Origin of the sequence: Rhizobium sp. BK512 (assembly GCF_014194915.1) — a bacterium.
GTDB lineage: Bacteria > Pseudomonadota > Alphaproteobacteria > Rhizobiales > Rhizobiaceae > Rhizobium.
Window position 1 is genome coordinate 510,082 of sequence record NZ_JACIAS010000003.1, and the last position, 16,635, is coordinate 526,716.

The 16,635-nt window shown below is 60.1% G+C and carries 16 protein-coding genes and 1 riboswitch; of the genes, 8 read left to right on the plus strand and 8 right to left on the minus strand.

Features of this window, described 5'->3' with window-relative positions:
- Positions 1 to 52 precede the first annotated feature (52 nt).
- Positions 53 to 1,009 (minus strand): transketolase family protein, encoded by a 957-nt coding sequence (locus FHX06_RS13230; protein ID WP_112546484.1) that lies wholly within the window; start codon positions 1,007 to 1,009, stop codon positions 53 to 55.
- A complete protein-coding gene (locus tag FHX06_RS13235; RefSeq protein WP_113202191.1) occupies positions 1,009 to 1,818 on the minus strand; it encodes a transketolase in 810 nt (269 codons plus the stop codon). The genes FHX06_RS13230 and FHX06_RS13235 overlap by 1 nt, the downstream gene beginning before the upstream one ends.
- Before the next feature lie 213 nt (positions 1,819 to 2,031).
- Between FHX06_RS13235 and FHX06_RS13240 the strand changes: the two genes are divergently transcribed.
- The 7 genes from FHX06_RS13240 (at position 2,032) to ribB (ending at position 8,970) form a co-directional block, all read left to right on the plus strand.
- A complete protein-coding gene (locus FHX06_RS13240) occupies positions 2,032 to 3,015 on the plus strand; it encodes an ABC transporter permease (RefSeq protein ID WP_112546486.1) in 984 nt (327 codons plus the stop codon).
- 116 nt (positions 3,016 to 3,131) lie between these two features.
- Positions 3,132 to 4,061 carry a sugar ABC transporter substrate-binding protein gene (locus FHX06_RS13245; protein ID WP_112546487.1) on the plus strand — a complete coding sequence of 310 codons (930 nt, stop codon included), beginning with the start codon at positions 3,132 to 3,134 and terminating at the stop codon, positions 4,059 to 4,061.
- A 27-nt stretch (positions 4,062 to 4,088) separates the two neighbouring features.
- Positions 4,089 to 5,567, plus strand: a complete 1,479-nt coding sequence (locus FHX06_RS13250; RefSeq protein WP_113145177.1) for a sugar ABC transporter ATP-binding protein — start codon at positions 4,089 to 4,091, stop codon at positions 5,565 to 5,567.
- 22 nt (positions 5,568 to 5,589) lie between these two features.
- Positions 5,590 to 6,378, plus strand: coding sequence for an SDR family oxidoreductase (locus FHX06_RS13255; protein ID WP_183879590.1), 789 nt, complete (start codon positions 5,590 to 5,592; stop codon positions 6,376 to 6,378).
- 4 nt (positions 6,379 to 6,382) lie between these two features.
- Positions 6,383 to 7,120 (plus strand): triose-phosphate isomerase, encoded by a 738-nt coding sequence (tpiA, locus tag FHX06_RS13260; RefSeq protein ID WP_113014543.1) that lies wholly within the window; start codon positions 6,383 to 6,385, stop codon positions 7,118 to 7,120.
- Between the two features lie 74 nt (positions 7,121 to 7,194).
- Positions 7,195 to 7,977 carry a glucose 1-dehydrogenase gene (locus FHX06_RS13265; RefSeq protein ID WP_112971686.1) on the plus strand — a complete coding sequence of 261 codons (783 nt, stop codon included), beginning with the start codon at positions 7,195 to 7,197 and terminating at the stop codon, positions 7,975 to 7,977.
- Between the two features lie 106 nt (positions 7,978 to 8,083).
- Positions 8,084 to 8,228: riboswitch (FMN riboswitch) on the plus strand.
- A 115-nt stretch (positions 8,229 to 8,343) separates the two neighbouring features.
- Positions 8,344 to 8,970 carry a 3,4-dihydroxy-2-butanone-4-phosphate synthase gene (ribB, locus tag FHX06_RS13270; RefSeq protein ID WP_112546492.1) on the plus strand — a complete coding sequence of 209 codons (627 nt, stop codon included), beginning with the start codon at positions 8,344 to 8,346 and terminating at the stop codon, positions 8,968 to 8,970.
- Positions 8,971 to 9,053: 83 nt separating this feature from the next.
- On the opposite strand, the gene FHX06_RS13275 is transcribed toward ribB, so the two are convergent.
- The 6 genes from FHX06_RS13275 to FHX06_RS13300 all read right to left on the minus strand — a co-directional run bounded on the left by FHX06_RS13275 (position 9,054) and on the right by FHX06_RS13300 (position 15,265).
- Complete coding sequence (locus FHX06_RS13275; protein ID WP_183879592.1) at positions 9,054 to 10,184, minus strand: Gfo/Idh/MocA family protein; 1,131 nt, start codon at positions 10,182 to 10,184, stop codon at positions 9,054 to 9,056.
- Between the two features lie 11 nt (positions 10,185 to 10,195).
- Entirely contained in the window at positions 10,196 to 10,981 is a 786-nt protein-coding gene (locus FHX06_RS13280) for a ThuA domain-containing protein (RefSeq protein ID WP_113144697.1), read from the minus strand.
- A 76-nt stretch (positions 10,982 to 11,057) separates the two neighbouring features.
- Complete coding sequence (locus FHX06_RS13285; RefSeq protein ID WP_183879595.1) at positions 11,058 to 12,086, minus strand: ABC transporter ATP-binding protein; 1,029 nt, start codon at positions 12,084 to 12,086, stop codon at positions 11,058 to 11,060.
- Positions 12,087 to 12,098: 12 nt separating this feature from the next.
- Positions 12,099 to 12,929 (minus strand): carbohydrate ABC transporter permease, encoded by an 831-nt coding sequence (locus FHX06_RS13290; RefSeq protein WP_113208279.1) that lies wholly within the window; start codon positions 12,927 to 12,929, stop codon positions 12,099 to 12,101.
- Positions 12,929 to 13,915 carry a carbohydrate ABC transporter permease gene (locus FHX06_RS13295; protein ID WP_183850001.1) on the minus strand — a complete coding sequence of 329 codons (987 nt, stop codon included), beginning with the start codon at positions 13,913 to 13,915 and terminating at the stop codon, positions 12,929 to 12,931. Before FHX06_RS13295 ends, FHX06_RS13290 begins: the two co-directional genes overlap by 1 nt.
- An 84-nt stretch (positions 13,916 to 13,999) precedes the next feature.
- Positions 14,000 to 15,265 (minus strand): ABC transporter substrate-binding protein, encoded by a 1,266-nt coding sequence (locus FHX06_RS13300; protein WP_113116674.1) that lies wholly within the window; start codon positions 15,263 to 15,265, stop codon positions 14,000 to 14,002.
- Positions 15,266 to 15,564: 299 nt separating this feature from the next.
- On the opposite strand from FHX06_RS13300, the gene FHX06_RS13305 reads away from it, so the two are divergent.
- Positions 15,565 to 16,590, plus strand: coding sequence for a substrate-binding domain-containing protein (locus tag FHX06_RS13305; protein ID WP_183879597.1), 1,026 nt, complete (start codon positions 15,565 to 15,567; stop codon positions 16,588 to 16,590).
- The last annotated feature ends 45 nt before the right edge of the window (positions 16,591 to 16,635 follow it).

Consider the following 16,635-nt stretch of genomic DNA (forward strand, 5'->3'; position numbering starts at 1 on the left):
AACGAACGGCCGGGGCAGATGCGCGCCCCGGTGCAATAGACCTGCTATCAGATTATTTGCGCTTGATCAGCGCCTGGGCCGCATCGGCGATCGCCGCTGGCGCCATGCCGAATTCGTCGAGGAGGAATTCGGCCGAACCTGTCGGCGCATAGATGCCGGGAACACCAAGACGCTTCATCGGTACGGGCGCGTTGTCGACGACCACTTCGGCGATGGCGGAACCGAGGCCGCCGAAGATCGAATGCTCTTCCGCCGTCACGATCGCGCCAGTCTCGTTGGCCGCCGCAATGATGGCGGCCTCGTCGATCGGGCGAACGGTCGCCATGTTGAGCACGCGCGCCTTTATGCCGCGCCCGGCCAGGATTTCGGCGGCCTTCATCATGCGGTGGGTCAGCGTGCCGTTGGCAATCAGCGTGACATCAGAGCCTTCGCGCAGCAGGTTCGCCTTGCCGACTTCGAACCTGTGACCTTCAGGCAGCAGATCCGGAACGCCGACGCGCGAGAGGCGCAGGAAGCAGGGACCATTATAGCTTGCGGCCCACTCGACCGCGGCGGCAGTCTCGATGCGGTCGCAGGGGGCGATCACGGGCAGATTCGGCAGCACGCGCGTCCAGGCGAAATCCTCGATCGAATGATGGGTCGGGCCGAGTTCGCCGTAAGCCATGCCCGAGGAAATGCCCACGAGCTTGACGTTGGCATTGGAGTAGGAAATGTCGGCCTTGATCTGCTCGAGCGATCGGCCGGTCAGGAACGGAGAGGCGCCGCAGACATAGGGCAAGCGTCCGCCATTGGCGAGACCGGCGCCGACGCCAACCATGTTCTGTTCGGCGATGCCGACATTGACGAGGCGATCAGGGAATTTCGACTTGAAGCCGCCGAGTTTGGAGGAACCGACCGAGTCGTTGCAGACTGCGACGATGGTTTCATTCTCGGCGGCCAGGCGCTCGAGCGTCGCCGCAAAGGCATCGCGGCAGTCATAGAGCTTCGGTGGGTTTACGGGCGCGTTCATTAGAGTGCCTCCGACAGTTCTGCCAATGCGGTTTCATACTGTTCCTTGCTCGGAACCTTGTGATGCCAGTCGACGCGATCCTGCATGAAAGAGATGCCATGGCCCTTGTTGGTGTGCGCCACGATGCAATGGGGCCGGTCGGAGCGATGCTCGAGGGCGGGCACGATCGCGTGCATGTCGTTGCCGTTGATTTCGCTGACCTCCCAGCCGAAGGCCTCGAGCTTGGGGCGAAGCGGTGCGACATCGTTGGTGTCCGAGAGCGAAGCGCCCTGCTGGAACCTGTTGTGGTCGATGATCAAGGTCAGGTTGTCCAGGCGGAACTGGTATGCTGCCATGATGGCTTCCCAGTTCGAGCCTTCCTGCATCTCGCCGTCACCGGTGATGACATAGGTGTGGTATTTCGCACCTGAGAGTTTTGCCGCCTTGGCCATGCCGACAGCAACCGGCAGCCCGTGTCCGAGCGGGCCGGTATTCGTTTCGACGCCCGGCACCTTATTACAGTTCGGGTGGCCGTTCAGACGGGAATGCGGCTTCAGGAAAGTCGAGATTTCCTCTTCCGGAATGAAACCGCGCTTGGCGAGCGTGACATAGAGCGCGCAGGCCGTATGGCCCTTTGAAAGCACGAACCTGTCGCGATCGGGATGTCTGGGCTGATCGGGCCAGACGCGCAGCACCCGAAAATACAGCGCTGTGAGGAGATCGATCACCGACATCTCGCCACCGATATGGCCAGCGCCCGCCTCGTATACGGCCTGGAGGTCGCGCAGACGTATCTGGCGAGCAACACGTTCAAGTTCGGAAGGCTCCATCGTTTCCTCTCGTGCATAAATATTCACTATGTTATATTTTTGCATATGAGCGAGCTTAGTCAAGCCCCTTGTTGATTGTCTAGCCTCCGGTATCCGCAGAAAAGCCGGTTGACAGCATCTAAGCAAGTTGTTAATGAATTTTCCAGCAGGCATGAATAAATATTCTTGCTTGAGGAAATAGTGGCCGCCGGCCTTGATCTTTAGGGAGGAACGATGGTGGCGATCGACGTGAATGAACAGAGCCGGCCGTCCGGTACGTGGGTCAGCAAGCTCACGGGAGCAACCGGTCCGCTCATCGGACTGCTTTTGCTCTGCCTGTTCCTGACCTTCAGCACTGATACATTTCTCTCCGTCCGCAATGGTCTGAACATTCTCGACCAGATCACCGTGCTCGGGATCATGGCAGTCGGCATGACCTTCGTGATCCTGATCGGCGGCATCGACCTTTCGGTAGGCTCGGTCCTGGCTCTCGCGATGATGGTGATGGGCTGGACGGCGAATGTCGCCGGTCTGCCGCTCGGCCTCGGCATCGTGGCGGCGCTCATTGCCTCGATGATCAGCGGCCTTATCGTCGGCATCATGGTCACCTGGTTCAGGGTCCCCGCCTTTATCGCGACGCTCGCGATGATGTCGGCTGCGCGCGGCGTGGCAAACATGATCACCGACGGCCAGCAGATCGTGGGCTTTCCTGACTGGTTCATGATGCTGGCCATTGACCGCCATTTCGGCATCCTGACTGCAACCGTCTTCCTGATGCTGGCAGTCGTCGCGGCTGCCTGGATTTTCCTGCACTTCCGCGCAGAAGGACGCATGCTCTATGCGGTCGGCGGCAATCCCGAAGTTGCCCGTCTTGCCGGCATCAATGTCCAGCTTGTGACTATTCTTGTGTACGTGGCGAGTGCCGCGCTTGCAGGTCTTGCCGGTATCGTTCTTGCCGCCCGTCTCGACTCTGCCCAGCCGTCCAGCGGCTTCGGCTACGAACTCGACACGATCGCAGCGGTCGTTATCGGCGGAACATCACTGTCGGGCGGTGCCGGCGGCATCGGTGGCACGCTGATCGGCGTCCTGATCATCGGTGTGCTGCGCAACGGCCTCAACCTGCTCAACGTCTCACCCTTCCTGCAGCAGGTCATCATCGGTGTCGTGATCGTTCTCGCGGTCGGCGCCGAGACAATCCGCAAGCGGCGCGCTGTCTGAACATCAGGCCCGCAGGTGATGCGGGCCGCCTGAAATTCCTCTCCGAAAGGTTTGGAGCGGATCTATTGCCCGAGGGGGAGGATACCCAAGGGTTCACTAACAACGGAGGAACTGACATGAAATTTGCGCGCACTCTGCTCGCGTCTGCTGCCCTGCTTGGTCTCAGCCTCGGATCCGTTCACGCGGCCGAAGTCAAGAAGCTTGGCCTTGCCGTCGCAAACCTGCAGGCAAACTTCTTCAACCAGATCAAGCAGTCGGTTGAAGACGAAGCCAAGAAGCGGGGCATCGAGGTCGTTACCGTCGACGCCAAGGGCGACGGCCCGACGCAGGTCAACCAGATCCAGGACCTTCTGACCCAGAACATCGACGCTCTCATCTATATCCCGGCTGGTGCAGCCGCGGCTACCGTTCCGGTGAAGCTTGCAAAGCAGGCCGGCATCCCGGTCGTCAACGTCGACCGCAATGCCGAAGGTGCTCCGGGCGACACGTTCCTGGCGACGGACTCCGTTGCCTCCGCCAAGGCGGTTTGCGACTACATCCTCAAGGAAGCCGGCGGCAAGGGCAAGATGGTCATCATCCACGGCCAGAAGGGCACCACGCCCGAGCTTGATCGTTCCAAGGGCTGCGCGGAATCCCTGAAGGCCAATCCGGACGTCAAGGTTGTTGCCGAACAGTATTCCAACAACTGGTTCCAGGACGAAGGCTTCCAGATCATGCAGAACATGCTGCAGGCCAATCCGGATGTCACGATCGTCTTCGCTCAGGCAGACGCGCTGGCGCTTGGTGCCGCCCAGGCAATCAAGGTTGCAAACCCTTCGCAGAAGATCGTCGTTGGCGGTTTCGATGGTGATACTGCCGCCCTCGAAGCTCTCAGCAAGGGTGTCTTCGATGTGACGGCCACGCAGCAGACCCAGAAGATGGGCCGCGAAGCCGTCGCTAACGCCATCAAGCTTGTCGCTGGCGAGAAGGTTCCGCCGGTTCAGCTTCTCGATGCGACGCTGACGACCAAGGAAAACGTAGCAGGCTTCATCGCCAACCATCCTTAATCAGCCGAAATCTCGAGGAGGTGTGCTGTGACCGAGCCGGTTCTTTCCCTGAGGGGCATATCCAAGCGCTACGGACCGCTCCAGGTGCTGAAAAATGTGGACCTGGACGTCTATCCCGGCGAGGTGGTGGCACTTCTCGGTGAAAACGGCGCCGGCAAGTCGACGCTGTCAGGCATCATTGCCGGATCACGCACACCTTCCGAGGGCTCGATGACATGGCTGGGGCAGCCTTATGCCCCGGCCGCTCCGCGCGAGGCGATCGACAAGGGCGTCGTGCTGATCCATCAGGAACTGCAGCTTTTGCCGCATCTTTCCATCGCCGAAAATGTCTTTATCGGCCGATGGCCCATGAAGAATGGCGTCGTCGACCGCACCCAGATGGTCCGCCGTGCTCAGGAGCAACTTGCCCGGCTGAACCTGCACATTCCCGCGACCCGAAAGGTTGCCGGCCTTTCGACCGCCAATCAGCAGCTGATCGAGATTGCCAAGGCGCTGGCGCTCAACGCAAAACTCCTGATCCTCGACGAGCCGACCGCAGCCCTTGGCGGCGCGGAGACGGAGGCCTTGTTCGAGCAGGTCCGCAAGCTCCGCTCCGAGGGTGTCGGGATCATCTACATATCCCACCGCATGGAAGAGATCAAAAAGATCACCGACCGTATCGTCGTGCTTCGCGATGGAGAGCGCGTCCATGAATTTGCCGACAGCGCGACGCCGGTGCGCACGATCGTCGAAAGCATGGTCGGCCGCTCGCTCGATCGCATGTTTCCGACCCTTCCCGAGCCGACGAGCAGGCCCGTGCTTGAGGTATCGGGCCTGACGTCGCCGGACGATTCCTTCCGGGATGTGAGTTTCGACGTTCATGCCGGCGAGATCCTCGGCATCGCCGGCCTCGTCGGCGCCGGTCGCACCGAGCTCGTGCGAGCGATTTCCGGTGCCGACCCAATCAGCGCCGGCTCGATCAGGCTGGAAGGCGAAGCGCTGAAGCTGCGCAGCCCTGCGGATGCGATCGCCAAGGGCATCGTGATGGTGCCCGAGGACCGCAAGGACCAGGGCCTCGTGGTTGCACATAAGATCAGCGAGAACATCATCTATGCCAATCTCGACAAGCTTGGCGGGCGCTGGCTCACCTCGGGCGTCAAACGCGTTTTCGCCGAAAAGGCGGTAACGAAATTCGGCGTGAAGGGGCGCGCAGAGCAATTCGCTTCCGATCTCTCGGGCGGCAACCAGCAGAAGGTCGTCATCGCCAAATGGCTGATGCGCGATCCCAAGGTCGTGGTGCTGGACGAGCCCACCCGTGGCATCGATGTCGGAGCCCGCGCCGGCATCTACGACATCATCGTCAACCTCGCCAAACAGGGTGTTGCGGTCATCGTCGTGAGCTCCGACCTCGAGGAGGTTCTCGGCGTGTCGAACCGCATTCTCGTGCTGGCGCAGGGCAAGCAGGCAGGCATTCTGAAGCGTGACGAGGCAAACGACGTCTCGGTCATGGAACTCGCGACAATCTAGACAAAGACAGAAAGGAAGAGCGGTGTCCGACATCTCTCTGAACGCACCAAAACTATTCGATCTCAGCGGTCAGGTTGCCATCGTGACGGGCGCCGGCAGCGGCATCGGGCAAAGGATCGCGATTGGTCTTGCCCAGTGCGGCGCCGATGTAGCGCTTCTCGATCGCCGCACCGATGACGGCCTTGCCACCACTGCCAGCCATATCCGGGCTGCCGGCCGCCGCTCGATCGAGATTGCCGCCGATGTCACCAGCAAGTCGTCTCTGGCGGATGCGGTCGCCCGCACTGAAGCCGATTTCGGGGCTCTCTCGCTTGCCGTCAATGCGGCCGGAATCGCCAACGCCAATCCCGCCGAGGAGATGGAAGAGGGCCAGTATCAGACGCTGATGGACATCAACCTGAAGGGTGTCTTCCTGTCCTGCCAGGCCGAAGCGCGGGCCATGTTGAAGAATGGCCGCGGGTCGATCGTCAACATCGCCTCCATGTCGGGCGTTATAGTCAATCGCGGTTTGAGCCAGGCCCACTACAATGCCTCGAAAGCGGGCGTGATCCATATGTCGAAGTCGTTCGCCATGGAGTGGGTCGGGCGCGGCATCCGCGTCAACACGATTTCGCCGGGCTATACCGCAACGCCGATGAACACCCGGCCGGAGATGGTACATCAGACCAAGCTCTTCGAAGAGCAGACGCCGATGCAGCGCATGGCCGGTGTCGATGAGATGGTCGGTCCGGCGGTCTTCCTGCTTTCGAATGCCGCAAGTTTCGTGACGGGCGTCGATCTGCTCGTCGACGGCGGCTTCTGCTGCTGGTGATACGATGCGCAAGCTGATCGCAGGCAACTGGAAAATGAACGGTCTCATCTCCTCCCAAGCTGAGATCGAGGCGCTGAAGGGACTAACGGGCGGTGCGACGTGCGATATCGTCGTCTGCCCGCCCCTCACGCTGATCGATCGCGCGGTGGAGCGGGTCAGGGATTCGAACCTGGCCATCGGCGCACAGGATTGCCATGCGCAGCAGTCAGGTGCGCATACGGGCGATGTCTCTGCTGAAATGCTTGCCGATGTCGGCGCGCGCTATGTCATCCTCGGGCATTCCGAGCGCCGTGTGTCTCACGGCGAAGATGATGAAATTGTCCTTGCAAAGGCGGTTGCCGCTCATCGGGCGGGCCTGATCGCGATCGTGTGCGTCGGTGAAACGCGGCACGAGCGTGATGAAGGGCGGGCGATCGAAGTTGTTGGCGGACAGCTCAGAGAATCCGTTCCCGAGGGAGCAACGAGCGCCAATCTCGTCATCGCCTACGAACCCGTATGGGCGATAGGAACCGGGCTGGTGCCGACCAACGAACAGATTGAGGAGGTCCATGCCGCGATCCGGCAGATGCTCGAAGAGCGGCTGGGCGATGACGGCCATTCGGTCAGGATCCTCTATGGCGGTTCGGTCAAGGCATCCAATGCCGAGGCGATTTTCGGGCTTCGCAATGTGGATGGAGCGCTGGTCGGCGGTGCTTCGCTGAAGGCATCGGAATTTGCCGGGATCATTTCTGCAGCCGTTTGAAGTCTGGTGAGGAGGCAAGTGTCGCCGGTTTGCAAAACGGCGCTCACGCGGGCTCCAGTGAAAGGATAAAGAGAATGCAACGCTTCGAAAACAAGACCGTGGTCATTACGGGTGCAAGCCGCGGTATCGGTGCGGCGATTGCCAAACGCTTCGCGCGCGAGGGCGCCAATCTCGTGGTCTCCGCCAACGAGGAAAGTGTGCATGGCGTTGCCGAGCAGATCAAGGCCGACGGCGGAAAGGCGATCTCCTTTGTTGGCGACGTTACCGACAAGGCAAGCGTCAAAGCTCTCTATGACGCCGCTGAGGAGGCCTTCGGCGCTGTCGACGTCTCAATCCAGAATGCCGGTGTCATCACCATCGCCCGCATCGAGGACATGACCGAGGGCGAGTGGGACAAGGTCATGGCGGTCAATACCAAGGGCGTGTTCCTCTGTGCCCAGGAAGCGATCGCTCGCATGCGCAAACATGGTCGCGGCGGACGTATCATCAACACGGCTTCCGGCCAGGCACGCGATGGCTTCATCTATACGCCGCATTATGCTGCCTCGAAGATGGGCGTCGTCGGCATCACCCAAAGCCTTGCCAAGGAAGTCGCGACCGACGGCATCACCGTCAACGCCTTCTGCCCGGGCATAATCGAAACCGACATGTGGGCCTATAACGACCAGGCATGGGGCAAGCTGCTCGGCAACTACGCACCCGGCGAGCTCATGAAAGAATGGGTCGAAGGCATCCCGATGAAGCGCGCCGGATCGGGCGAAGACGTCGCCGGCCTAGTCACTTTTCTTGCAAGCGATGACGCGGCCTATATCACCGGCCAGACCATCAATGTCGATGGCGGGCTGATCATGTCCTAGCGCTGTTCGACAATAGGAAACGGTGCTTTCATCACCGAGAGGCAATTCTCGCGACGTGATCTGTACCCAACCTCTTGCAGAACAAGCCATTCGTCATTTACATAAGCAGTGTTCTCAGGGCGGGGTGCAATTCCCCACCGGCGGTATCGAGGCAACTCGGAGCCCGCGAGCGCCTTCGTGAAAGCGAAGGGTCAGCAGATCCGGTGAGATGCCGGAGCCGACGGTCACAGTCCGGATGGAAGAGAGCAACGCAGAGGACGCCGCTCGGCATGCGGCGTTTCATATGCTTGTTCGCCCAAGGGATAATGGTGGCTTTTGACAGGCCATGAATGCCGCTCACGCGGCTAACCCTTGAAAGGCAGAGAAATGGCAATTTCCAAGATAGAAGATGCGATCGCCGCGATTGCGCGGGGCGAGATCGTGGTTGTCGTCGACGACCGCGATCGGGAAAACGAGGGCGACCTCGTCATTGCATCCGAAGCGATCACCCCGCAGGCAATCGCCTTCATGATGAATTATGCCCGTGGCCTCATCTGCGTGGCCATGGAAGGTGAGCGGTTGGACGAACTGCAGATCCCGCAGATGGTCCCCAACAATACCGAACTCCTGAAGACGGCGTTCACCGTCTCGGTTGACTATATCCCTGAAACGACAACCGGTATTTCAGCCGCTGACCGCGCCGCAACCGTTCGCGCGCTCATCGGCGAGGATTCCCGCCCTGAGGATTTTGCGCGGCCCGGTCATATCTTCCCGCTGCGTGCGCATCCGAACGGCGTGCTTTCGCGTCCGGGCCATACGGAGGCGGCTGTGGACCTCGCAAGGCTGGCTGGCCTGTCACCCTCGGGTGTCATCTGTGAAGTGGCCAATGATGATGGCACGATGGCGCGTCTGCCGGAGCTTGAGCAGTTTGCCGAGCGGCACGGCCTTCACTTGATCACCATCGAGGATCTCATTGCCTATCGGGGCGTGAGCGCGGCTGGTAGGGCTGCCTAGCTGCCGGTTGAGCAGTAAGCAGAGCGAGCTCAGTCGGCTCAAGGAAGGCCCGAACATTCGGGCCTTCGATATTTTCCAACCCGTCAGACGACGAGTGCCAGCACCGGCCCCTGATCGTCCGCCTTGCCTTCCGGTTCCTGGTCAGCCGTGGCTTGCTGCGTGTCAGAGGCCAGCAGATTGAGCTCCCGACGTTCTTTCTCCGATACGATCGCGAGATCGATGACCTTCTGCAGATTGGCGGCGTGGCGGAAGGTGGGATCGTCCTGCTTGCCGGTCCTGACGGCTTCTGCAAAGCGCTGATAATTGGTCAGCACTGCCGGCACTTCGATATCACGCCAGGTGGCGCTTTCAATGTCGTCGCCGAAGCAGCCGCGAAGATCCGAACCATCCGGGCGGTGGATGACTTCGAGGCTGCCTTTTTCGCCATAGATGCGCAGCTTCAGCTCGTTCAGATGGCCGGTCGCCCAGCGGGTCGCATGAATGACGCCGAGCGCGCCATTGGTGAAATCGACCGACATGGTGAAGCTGTCATTGGCATCGAGCATGTACTCGCCAATCTGCCCGCCGGGTGCCTTGTTGAAGGTCTTCAGCCGCGCAAAGACGTGATCGATGTCAGTCGCCGCACCATAGGCGGCAAAATCCAGGATATGGATGCCGACATCCCCGAGCACGCCGTTCGATCCGTGGCCGGTAGACAAACGCCAGAGCCAGCGCGATTCCGTGCGCCAGTCGCCCCAGGCCCGCGATACCAGCCAGCTTTGCAGATAGGACGCTTCCACATGACGAATAGTGCCGAGTTCGCCGGCCAGTACCATCTCGCGGGCGCGCTGCAGCGGTGCGACATTGCGATAGGTAAGGTTCACCATGTTGATGACGCCGGCGGCCTCCGCGGCTTCCGTCATTTCCAAGGCATGCGCATAGTTTTCCGCCAGCGGCTTCTCGCAAAAGACGTGCTTGCCGGCGGCGATCAGCGCGAGGCTTGTCGCGTGGTGGACGCGGTCAGGCGTTACATTTGTGGCTGCGTCGAATTCGCCCCAGGCGATCGCCTCGTCGAGCGTGCTGAGGCGTTTTTCGATGTTGAAATGATCGGCGAACTCATCGAGCCGCGCCCGATCCGTATCGACGGCGCCGACCACCTCGACACCGTCGATGGCGAGGAAGTTGGCAACCTGGTTTTTGGCCATCATGCCCGTACCAAGAACGAGTAGACGCATTTCTATTCTCCTCAGCGGTAACCGGCTTCGCCGGCCTGATGCAGTCTCGGGCCGCGTTCGACGATCGGCTCCAGTGCTTTTTCTACCGGCACATTTGGAGCATCGGTGATGCTCTTCAGATCGCCTTGCGGGTTATAGGCCCACTTCACGCCATTGATCAGCACCTTCTGCACCGTTGCATCGTGATAGGTCGGGTAGGTTTCGTGGCCAGGACGGAAATAGAAGATATTGCCGGCGCCACGCCGCCAGGTCAGGCCCGAGCGGAAGACTTCGCCGCCCTGGAACCAGGAGATGAACACCGTCTCCAGCGGCTCCGGCACGGAAAACTGCTCGCCGTACATTTCCTCGTTTTCAAGTTCGAAATGCTCGCCGATACCGGCTGCGATCGGATGGCGCTGGTTGATCGTCCACAACCGCTCGCGTTCACCGGCCTCGCGCCACTTGAGTGCGCAGGGAGTGCCCATCAGCCGCTTGAAGATCTTCGAGAAATGGCCGGAATGCAGCACCAAAAGGCCCATGCCTTCCCAGACCCGCTTGGCGACGCGCTCCACGACGACGTCGGAGACAGCACCATGATCCTTGTGACCCCACCAGGTCAGGACATCGGTCTCGGCAAGCCGGGCTTCGGTGAGGCCATGCTCGGGCTCCTGGAGTGTCGCCGTCGTCGCCGAAATCGCCGGATCCGTGTTCAGCGCCTTGGCGATGGTCGTGTGCATGCCTTCAGGGTAGATGCCCCGGACGATCTCATTGGTTGTCTCATGGATGTTCTCTCCCCATACGACGGTGCGAATGGCCATGACTATGCTCCTTTGCAGCATGTAGCGGACCGGAACCGATGGGAGGCGGTCAGATCCTGTTGGTTTGATGGGTTGTTCAGGCAGCGCCCTTGAAAGGAACCCTTTCGAGCGCGCGTCCGGATTGGTCGAAGCTGTGAATGCGGCCGTTGATCGGCGATACGCCCAATTGTTGGCCGGGCTGATGGCTGGACACGCCGGTTTCTCGAACGATGAGCGGCTCTGCAGAGCCGATGTCGAGGTAGACGAAACTGTCCGAGCCGAGGATTTCGGAATGGATGACGGTACCGGTCCACGCTGGGGCCTGATCGGCGAATTCGATATGTTCGGCCCTGACCCCGATCGTGTGGGCATTATAGGGTGCTGCAAACGGACCGGAGAGAAAGTTCATCTTCGGCGAGCCGATGAAACCGGCAACGAAGATCGAATTCGGGGTCTCGTAGAGTTCGATCGGTGTTCCGACCTGTTCGACAACGCCATCGCGCAAGACACAGATCCGGTCGGCCAAGGTCATGGCCTCGACCTGATCATGGGTGACATAGATCATCGTCGTGTCATGCATGCCGCGGTGAAGCTTGGCGATCTCCAACCTTGTGGCAACGCGCAATGCAGCATCGAGGTTCGACAATGGCTCATCGAAGAGGAAGACCTTCGGGTCACGAACGATCGCGCGGCCGATGGCGACGCGCTGGCGCTGACCGCCCGAAAGCTGGCGCGGCAGCCGCTCCAGATAGGGTGAGAGCTGCAGCATGCCGGCCGCCTGTTCGACGCGCGCCTTGCATTCTTCCCTGGTCCGGCCGGAGAGCTTCATGCCGAAGGCCATGTTCTCGTAGACCGACATGTGCGGATAGAGCGCGTAGGACTGGAAGACCATGGCGATGCCGCGCTTCGACGGGGAAAGACGATTGACCGGCTCGCCATCGAAGGAGAGCGTGCCTGACGTTATGTCCTCAAGTCCCGAGATCAGGCGCAGCAAGGTGGACTTGCCGCAGCCGGACGGGCCGACGAAGACCATGAATTCGCCCTTGCGAATGTCCATGCTGACGCCCTTGATGACTTCAAACGCGCCGAAGCTCTTGCGGATATTATCGAGTCTAATCTGTGCCATGTCGCGCTTTCCTCAGCCTTTGACGCCGCCGGCCGTCAGCCCGGAAATGATCCGGCGTTGAAAAATAAGAACAAGGATGACGACGGGCACGGTGACGATGACCGATGCCGCCATGATATTGCCCCAGGGGATTTCGAACTGACTGCCGCCTGAAAGCAGAGCGATCGCCACCGGCACTGTCCGCTGCGCATCCGATGAGGTGAAAGTCAGAGCGAACAGAAACTCGTTCCAGGCCGTGATGAAGGCGAGCAGGCCGGTGGTGACGAGCGCTGGCCACATCAGTGGCATGAACACCTGCGTGATGATGACCCAGGGGGAGGCGCCATCGACGATGGCCGCCTCTTCGATCTCGATCGGCAGATCCCGCATGAAGGTCGTCAGCACCCAGACCGTGAAAGGCAGCGTGAAGATCATGTAGGAGAAGATCAATGCGAAGGGGGTATTGAAGATGCCGATCCAGCGGATGAGCTCGAAAAGCCCCGCCAGGACGGCGATCTGCGGAAACATCGAGACGGACAGGATGGTCAGCATCAGGAGCGCTCGGCCCCGGAAATGCACACGGGCAAGTGCGTAGGATGCGGTCACGGCGAGCAGCAGAGAGGCGGCAACCACGAGGCAGGCAATGAGCAGCGAATTGCCGAGGCTGCGGATGAAGCTTCCCGTCGTCAGCACGCCTGCATAGTTTTCCAGCGAGATCGAACTTGGCCAGTAGGTGACCTCGAAAAGGGCGGTGCCGGCTTTGAAGCTCGTCAGGATCGCATAGTAGAACGGGAAGACTGCGATGACGACGATGACGGCGACCAGCAGATAGAACAGGGTATTCTTGGTGGCTGTGAGCAGCATCAGTGTTCGCGCCCCCCGAGTTTGACGCGGCCGAGCCATATGTAGAGCACGGTGACCGAGGCAATGATGAGAAACAGAACGGTGGAGGCGGTCGCGCCATAGGCGAACTTGTCGAAATCGAAGAGGTTCTCGCGCGCCATCACCGACATGGTCTTGGTCTGGGCGTTGTTCGGCGTCAGCACGTAGATGAGATCGAAGATGCGCATGGCGTCGAGCATGCGGAAGATTACGGCAACCATGATGGCCGGACGTATCAGCGGCAGGGTCAGACGCCAGAACACTTTGACGGGATTGATGCCGTCGATCTTGGCAGCCTCGTAGATGTCGGCTGGAACCATTTGCAGGGCTGCGAGGATCAACAACGCCATGAACGGCGTCGTCTTCCAGACGTCGACGATCAGCACGGCAATCATCGCGGTATTGGGATCCGCCGTCCAAGCGATTTTCTGACTGATGAGCCCGAGGCCGAGAAACATGTCGTTGAGGATGCCGAACTGGTCGTTGAGCATCCAGGCCCACATCTTGGCGGAAACGATGGTCGGGATCGCCCAAGGGATGAGGATGGCGGCGCGCACGATGCCGCGGCCAACGAATTGTGCGTTCAACACAAGAGCGACGATGAGGCCGAGCGCGGTTTCGATCGTCACCGACAGCAGCGTGAATTTTGCCGTGTTCCAGACCGCGCCCCACCAGGCGGGATCGGCCAGCAGTCCTCTATAGATCGTGCGGCCGCTCTTCAGGGTGACCCAGGAAAGATAGTTGTCGAAGCCGATGAACTTGGCATCGCCGAGGTTCGTCAGCGACGCGTCGGTGAAGCTGAAGTATATGGTGCGGAACAGCGGCCAGCCGGCAACGATGGCCAGGATCAGCAGGGTCGGAGCCAGGAAGATCCAGGCGGACCGGACGCGTTCTGCGCTCAGATCCGAAGAGATCGCTTTTGTGTGCGCGCCCGTGCTCAGATTTTGGGAGACTGCAACTTCACTCATGGAATATCCGCTTCACGAGACAATCGACGACGGCGTTATCGGAAGCGGCAGCGGCGGGAAATCCGACGCTGCCGCCTCGATCGGTTACCAGCCGCTGCCTTGCAGCGTCGTCAGATCGGCTTCGAGAAGCTCTAGGTTTTCTTCGGCTGTCCCGCTGCCGGAGAGCGTATTGTGGACGGCAGTCCAGAACTTGGCGGAAACCTCGTTATACTTGACCTTGGCAACAGCCGACGGCCGCGGCACGGCGTTCTCGAAGATCGGCTTCCAGTTCGGCATGAAAGGCTGCGCGGCGGCAATATCCTTGTCGTCATAGAGCGCCGATAGGGTCGGCAGGTTTGAAAGTTCGATAGCGCGCTGCTTCTGGCTATCCTTCGAGGTCAGGAACTTGACGAGTTCGATCGCCGCATCCGGGTTCTTCGAATATTTCGAGACGGCGAGGTTCCAGCCGCCGAGCGTCGAGGAGGGCTTGTCGCCTTCTGCGGCAACGGGAAGCGTCGTCACGTCGAACTTCCCTTTGACCGGGCTGTCGGCGCCGTTGCCCAGCGCATAGGCGTAGGGCCAGTTACGCATGAAGACGGAGTTGCCGGTCTGCCAGACGCCGCGGGATTCTTCTTCCTGATAGGCAAGCACGCCGCTCGGCGAAATCGTGCCGATCCAGCCCTTGGCGCGATTGAGTGCTGCCGCAGCCTTCTCGTTGTTGATTGAAATCGTGCCGTCGGTCTCGATGATCTGGCCGCCGCCCGAGGACTTGACCCATTCCAGTGCATCGCAGGTCAGGCCTTCATAGGCATTGCCCTGGAAGACATAGCCCCACAGGTCCTTCTGACCGGCGGCGCGTTCCTTTTCCTGGATTTCCTTGGCGGTTGCCTCCATCTCGTCCCAGGTCTTCGGCGGCTGTTTGCCGTATTTTTCAAGAAGATCCTTGCGGTAGAAGAGGGCCGGCGCGTCCGTGTAAAGCGGCATTGCGACCAGGCGGCCATTCACGGTCTGGGAGGCAACGATCGCCGGGAAAAAGTCGCCGACGACGTCCTTGGTGGCATCCTTCAGGTCGACGAACTGGTCTGCCAACTGCGGGGCCCAGATAACATCCGTCTGGTAGACGTCGACATCTGTGTTGCCGGCTGCGAGCCAGAGCCGATACTGCGAAAACTGTTCCGTGGATGAGGACGGCATGGTGACGATCTTAACGGTATTGCCGGTGGCCTTCCCGAAGGCATCGAGCTGCTTACGGAGCAGATCGAGGTTTTTGCCGGTAGAGCTCGCTGAAATGCTGATCTCGGCGGCATAAGACGGTACCGACGCGCCGATAAGCGCAGCCGCGACAGCGGCCGCTGTGAAACGAAACTTCATTTTCTCCTCCCAAAGACCAAATTGAAATCGATTTGGCTGTGAAAACCTGTCAGAAGGTCGATACCCTGTCAAGGCGGATTCTGGGCTGCTACCGGTACTTGTTTAGCAATACAAAATGTCGTTATAAATCAATGGTGAAGTCATGAGTCGTGATTTCCTGAGCCTGGTGGCGGTCATCTAGGCGGCGAATAAAATTGAAATCGATTTGAGAAAATATAGTCGACGGCATAGAATGTGGAATTTGCGAGGCCGATGGTATAGATGCCCGGCAGCGCAGGCGATGAAAGTCTTTTCGGTCAATGAAACTCAAAGAGTTCGCAAAACAACTTGGATTATCTCCCACGACTGTCAGCCGCGCGCTCAGTGGCTATCCCGAGGTAAGCGAGGTGACGCGCGCCCGCGTCGTTCAAGAGGCCGTGCGGCTGGGCTATAGACCGAACGTCAATGCGGTCAGGCTGAAAACCGGCCGGGTTGGCGCTATTGGCGTTGTCATGGGGCGCGCCGGCGAGTTTCACTTTGCGGAATTCATGGCGGGCATGGCGGAGCGTCTTGTCAGGGAAGACACCGATATTCTGGTCATTCCGATGGCTAATCCAGAATCCGATGCAGAGATGCAGCTTTACAGGCGGCTGGCGGAAAGCCAAAGGGTGGATGCAATGATCGTGCATTCGCCTCGACCCAACGATCAGCGCATCGCTTTGTTGCATGAGTTGGGAATGCCGTTTCTCGTTCATGGCCGTTCAGATATCGACGTGCCGCACCCCTGGCTCGATATCGACAATGAAGGGGCTGTGCGCCGTGCGACTTCGCATCTGATCGATCTCGGTCATACGAGGATTGCGATGATCAATGGCCGCCAGGGTGCGACCTATGCCCTGCATCGTGACATCGGTTACCGCAGCGCCTTGCAGAGCCACGGGATCGAAGTCGATCCGCAATTGATCGCCAACGGCAATTTCACCGACGAACTCGGCTTTCGCTTTGCACGCTCATTTCTCGAGCAGCCGAAGCGGCCGACGGCATTTGTCGCCGGATCCATGATGACGGCGCTCGGCATTTATCGGGCCGCGCGTTCGCTGGGGCTGCAGGTCGGCAGCGATGTCTCGGTCATCGCTCACGATGACGTCTTTCCCTATCTGACGGCCGACAACATGGCCCCGTCTTTGTCGGCTACCCGGTCGTCGATGCGTGCGGCTGGTACGCGTTGCGCCGATCTTGTCCTCCAGCTTCTTGCGGGGCGCTCGCCGACGGAGATCCACGAATTATGGCCGGTTGAACTCATCCTGCGCGAGTCCACCGGGCCGGTGCGAGCGCTTCAGACCTGAGCGATTGACGTTTGCGAAGCATCGCTGACGTCGTCTGGTCGTCAG

Bases quoted from the DNA above. Each gene is read 5' to 3' on its own strand.
- ribB (WP_112546492.1), top strand. From the start codon at position 8,344: ATGGCAATTTCCAAGATAGAAGATGCGATCGCCGCGATTGCGCGGGGC.
- FHX06_RS13285 (WP_183879595.1), bottom strand. From the start codon at position 12,086: ATGGCACAGATTAGACTCGATAATATCCGCAAGAGCTTCGGCGCGTTT.
- FHX06_RS13295 (WP_183850001.1), bottom strand. From the start codon at position 13,915: ATGAGTGAAGTTGCAGTCTCCCAAAATCTGAGCACGGGCGCGCACACA.
- FHX06_RS13235 (WP_113202191.1), bottom strand. From the start codon at position 1,818: ATGGAGCCTTCCGAACTTGAACGTGTTGCTCGCCAGATACGTCTGCGC.
- FHX06_RS13275 (WP_183879592.1), bottom strand. From the start codon at position 10,184: ATGCGTCTACTCGTTCTTGGTACGGGCATGATGGCCAAAAACCAGGTT.
- FHX06_RS13300 (WP_113116674.1), bottom strand. From the start codon at position 15,265: ATGAAGTTTCGTTTCACAGCGGCCGCTGTCGCGGCTGCGCTTATCGGC.
- FHX06_RS13305 (WP_183879597.1), top strand. From the start codon at position 15,565: ATGAAACTCAAAGAGTTCGCAAAACAACTTGGATTATCTCCCACGACT.
- FHX06_RS13240 (WP_112546486.1), top strand. From the start codon at position 2,032: ATGGTGGCGATCGACGTGAATGAACAGAGCCGGCCGTCCGGTACGTGG.
- FHX06_RS13245 (WP_112546487.1), top strand. From the start codon at position 3,132: ATGAAATTTGCGCGCACTCTGCTCGCGTCTGCTGCCCTGCTTGGTCTC.
- FHX06_RS13265 (WP_112971686.1), top strand. From the start codon at position 7,195: ATGCAACGCTTCGAAAACAAGACCGTGGTCATTACGGGTGCAAGCCGC.
- tpiA (WP_113014543.1), top strand. From the start codon at position 6,383: ATGCGCAAGCTGATCGCAGGCAACTGGAAAATGAACGGTCTCATCTCC.
- FHX06_RS13280 (WP_113144697.1), bottom strand. From the start codon at position 10,981: ATGGCCATTCGCACCGTCGTATGGGGAGAGAACATCCATGAGACAACC.
- FHX06_RS13230 (WP_112546484.1), bottom strand. From the start codon at position 1,009: ATGAACGCGCCCGTAAACCCACCGAAGCTCTATGACTGCCGCGATGCC.
- FHX06_RS13290 (WP_113208279.1), bottom strand. From the start codon at position 12,929: ATGCTGCTCACAGCCACCAAGAATACCCTGTTCTATCTGCTGGTCGCC.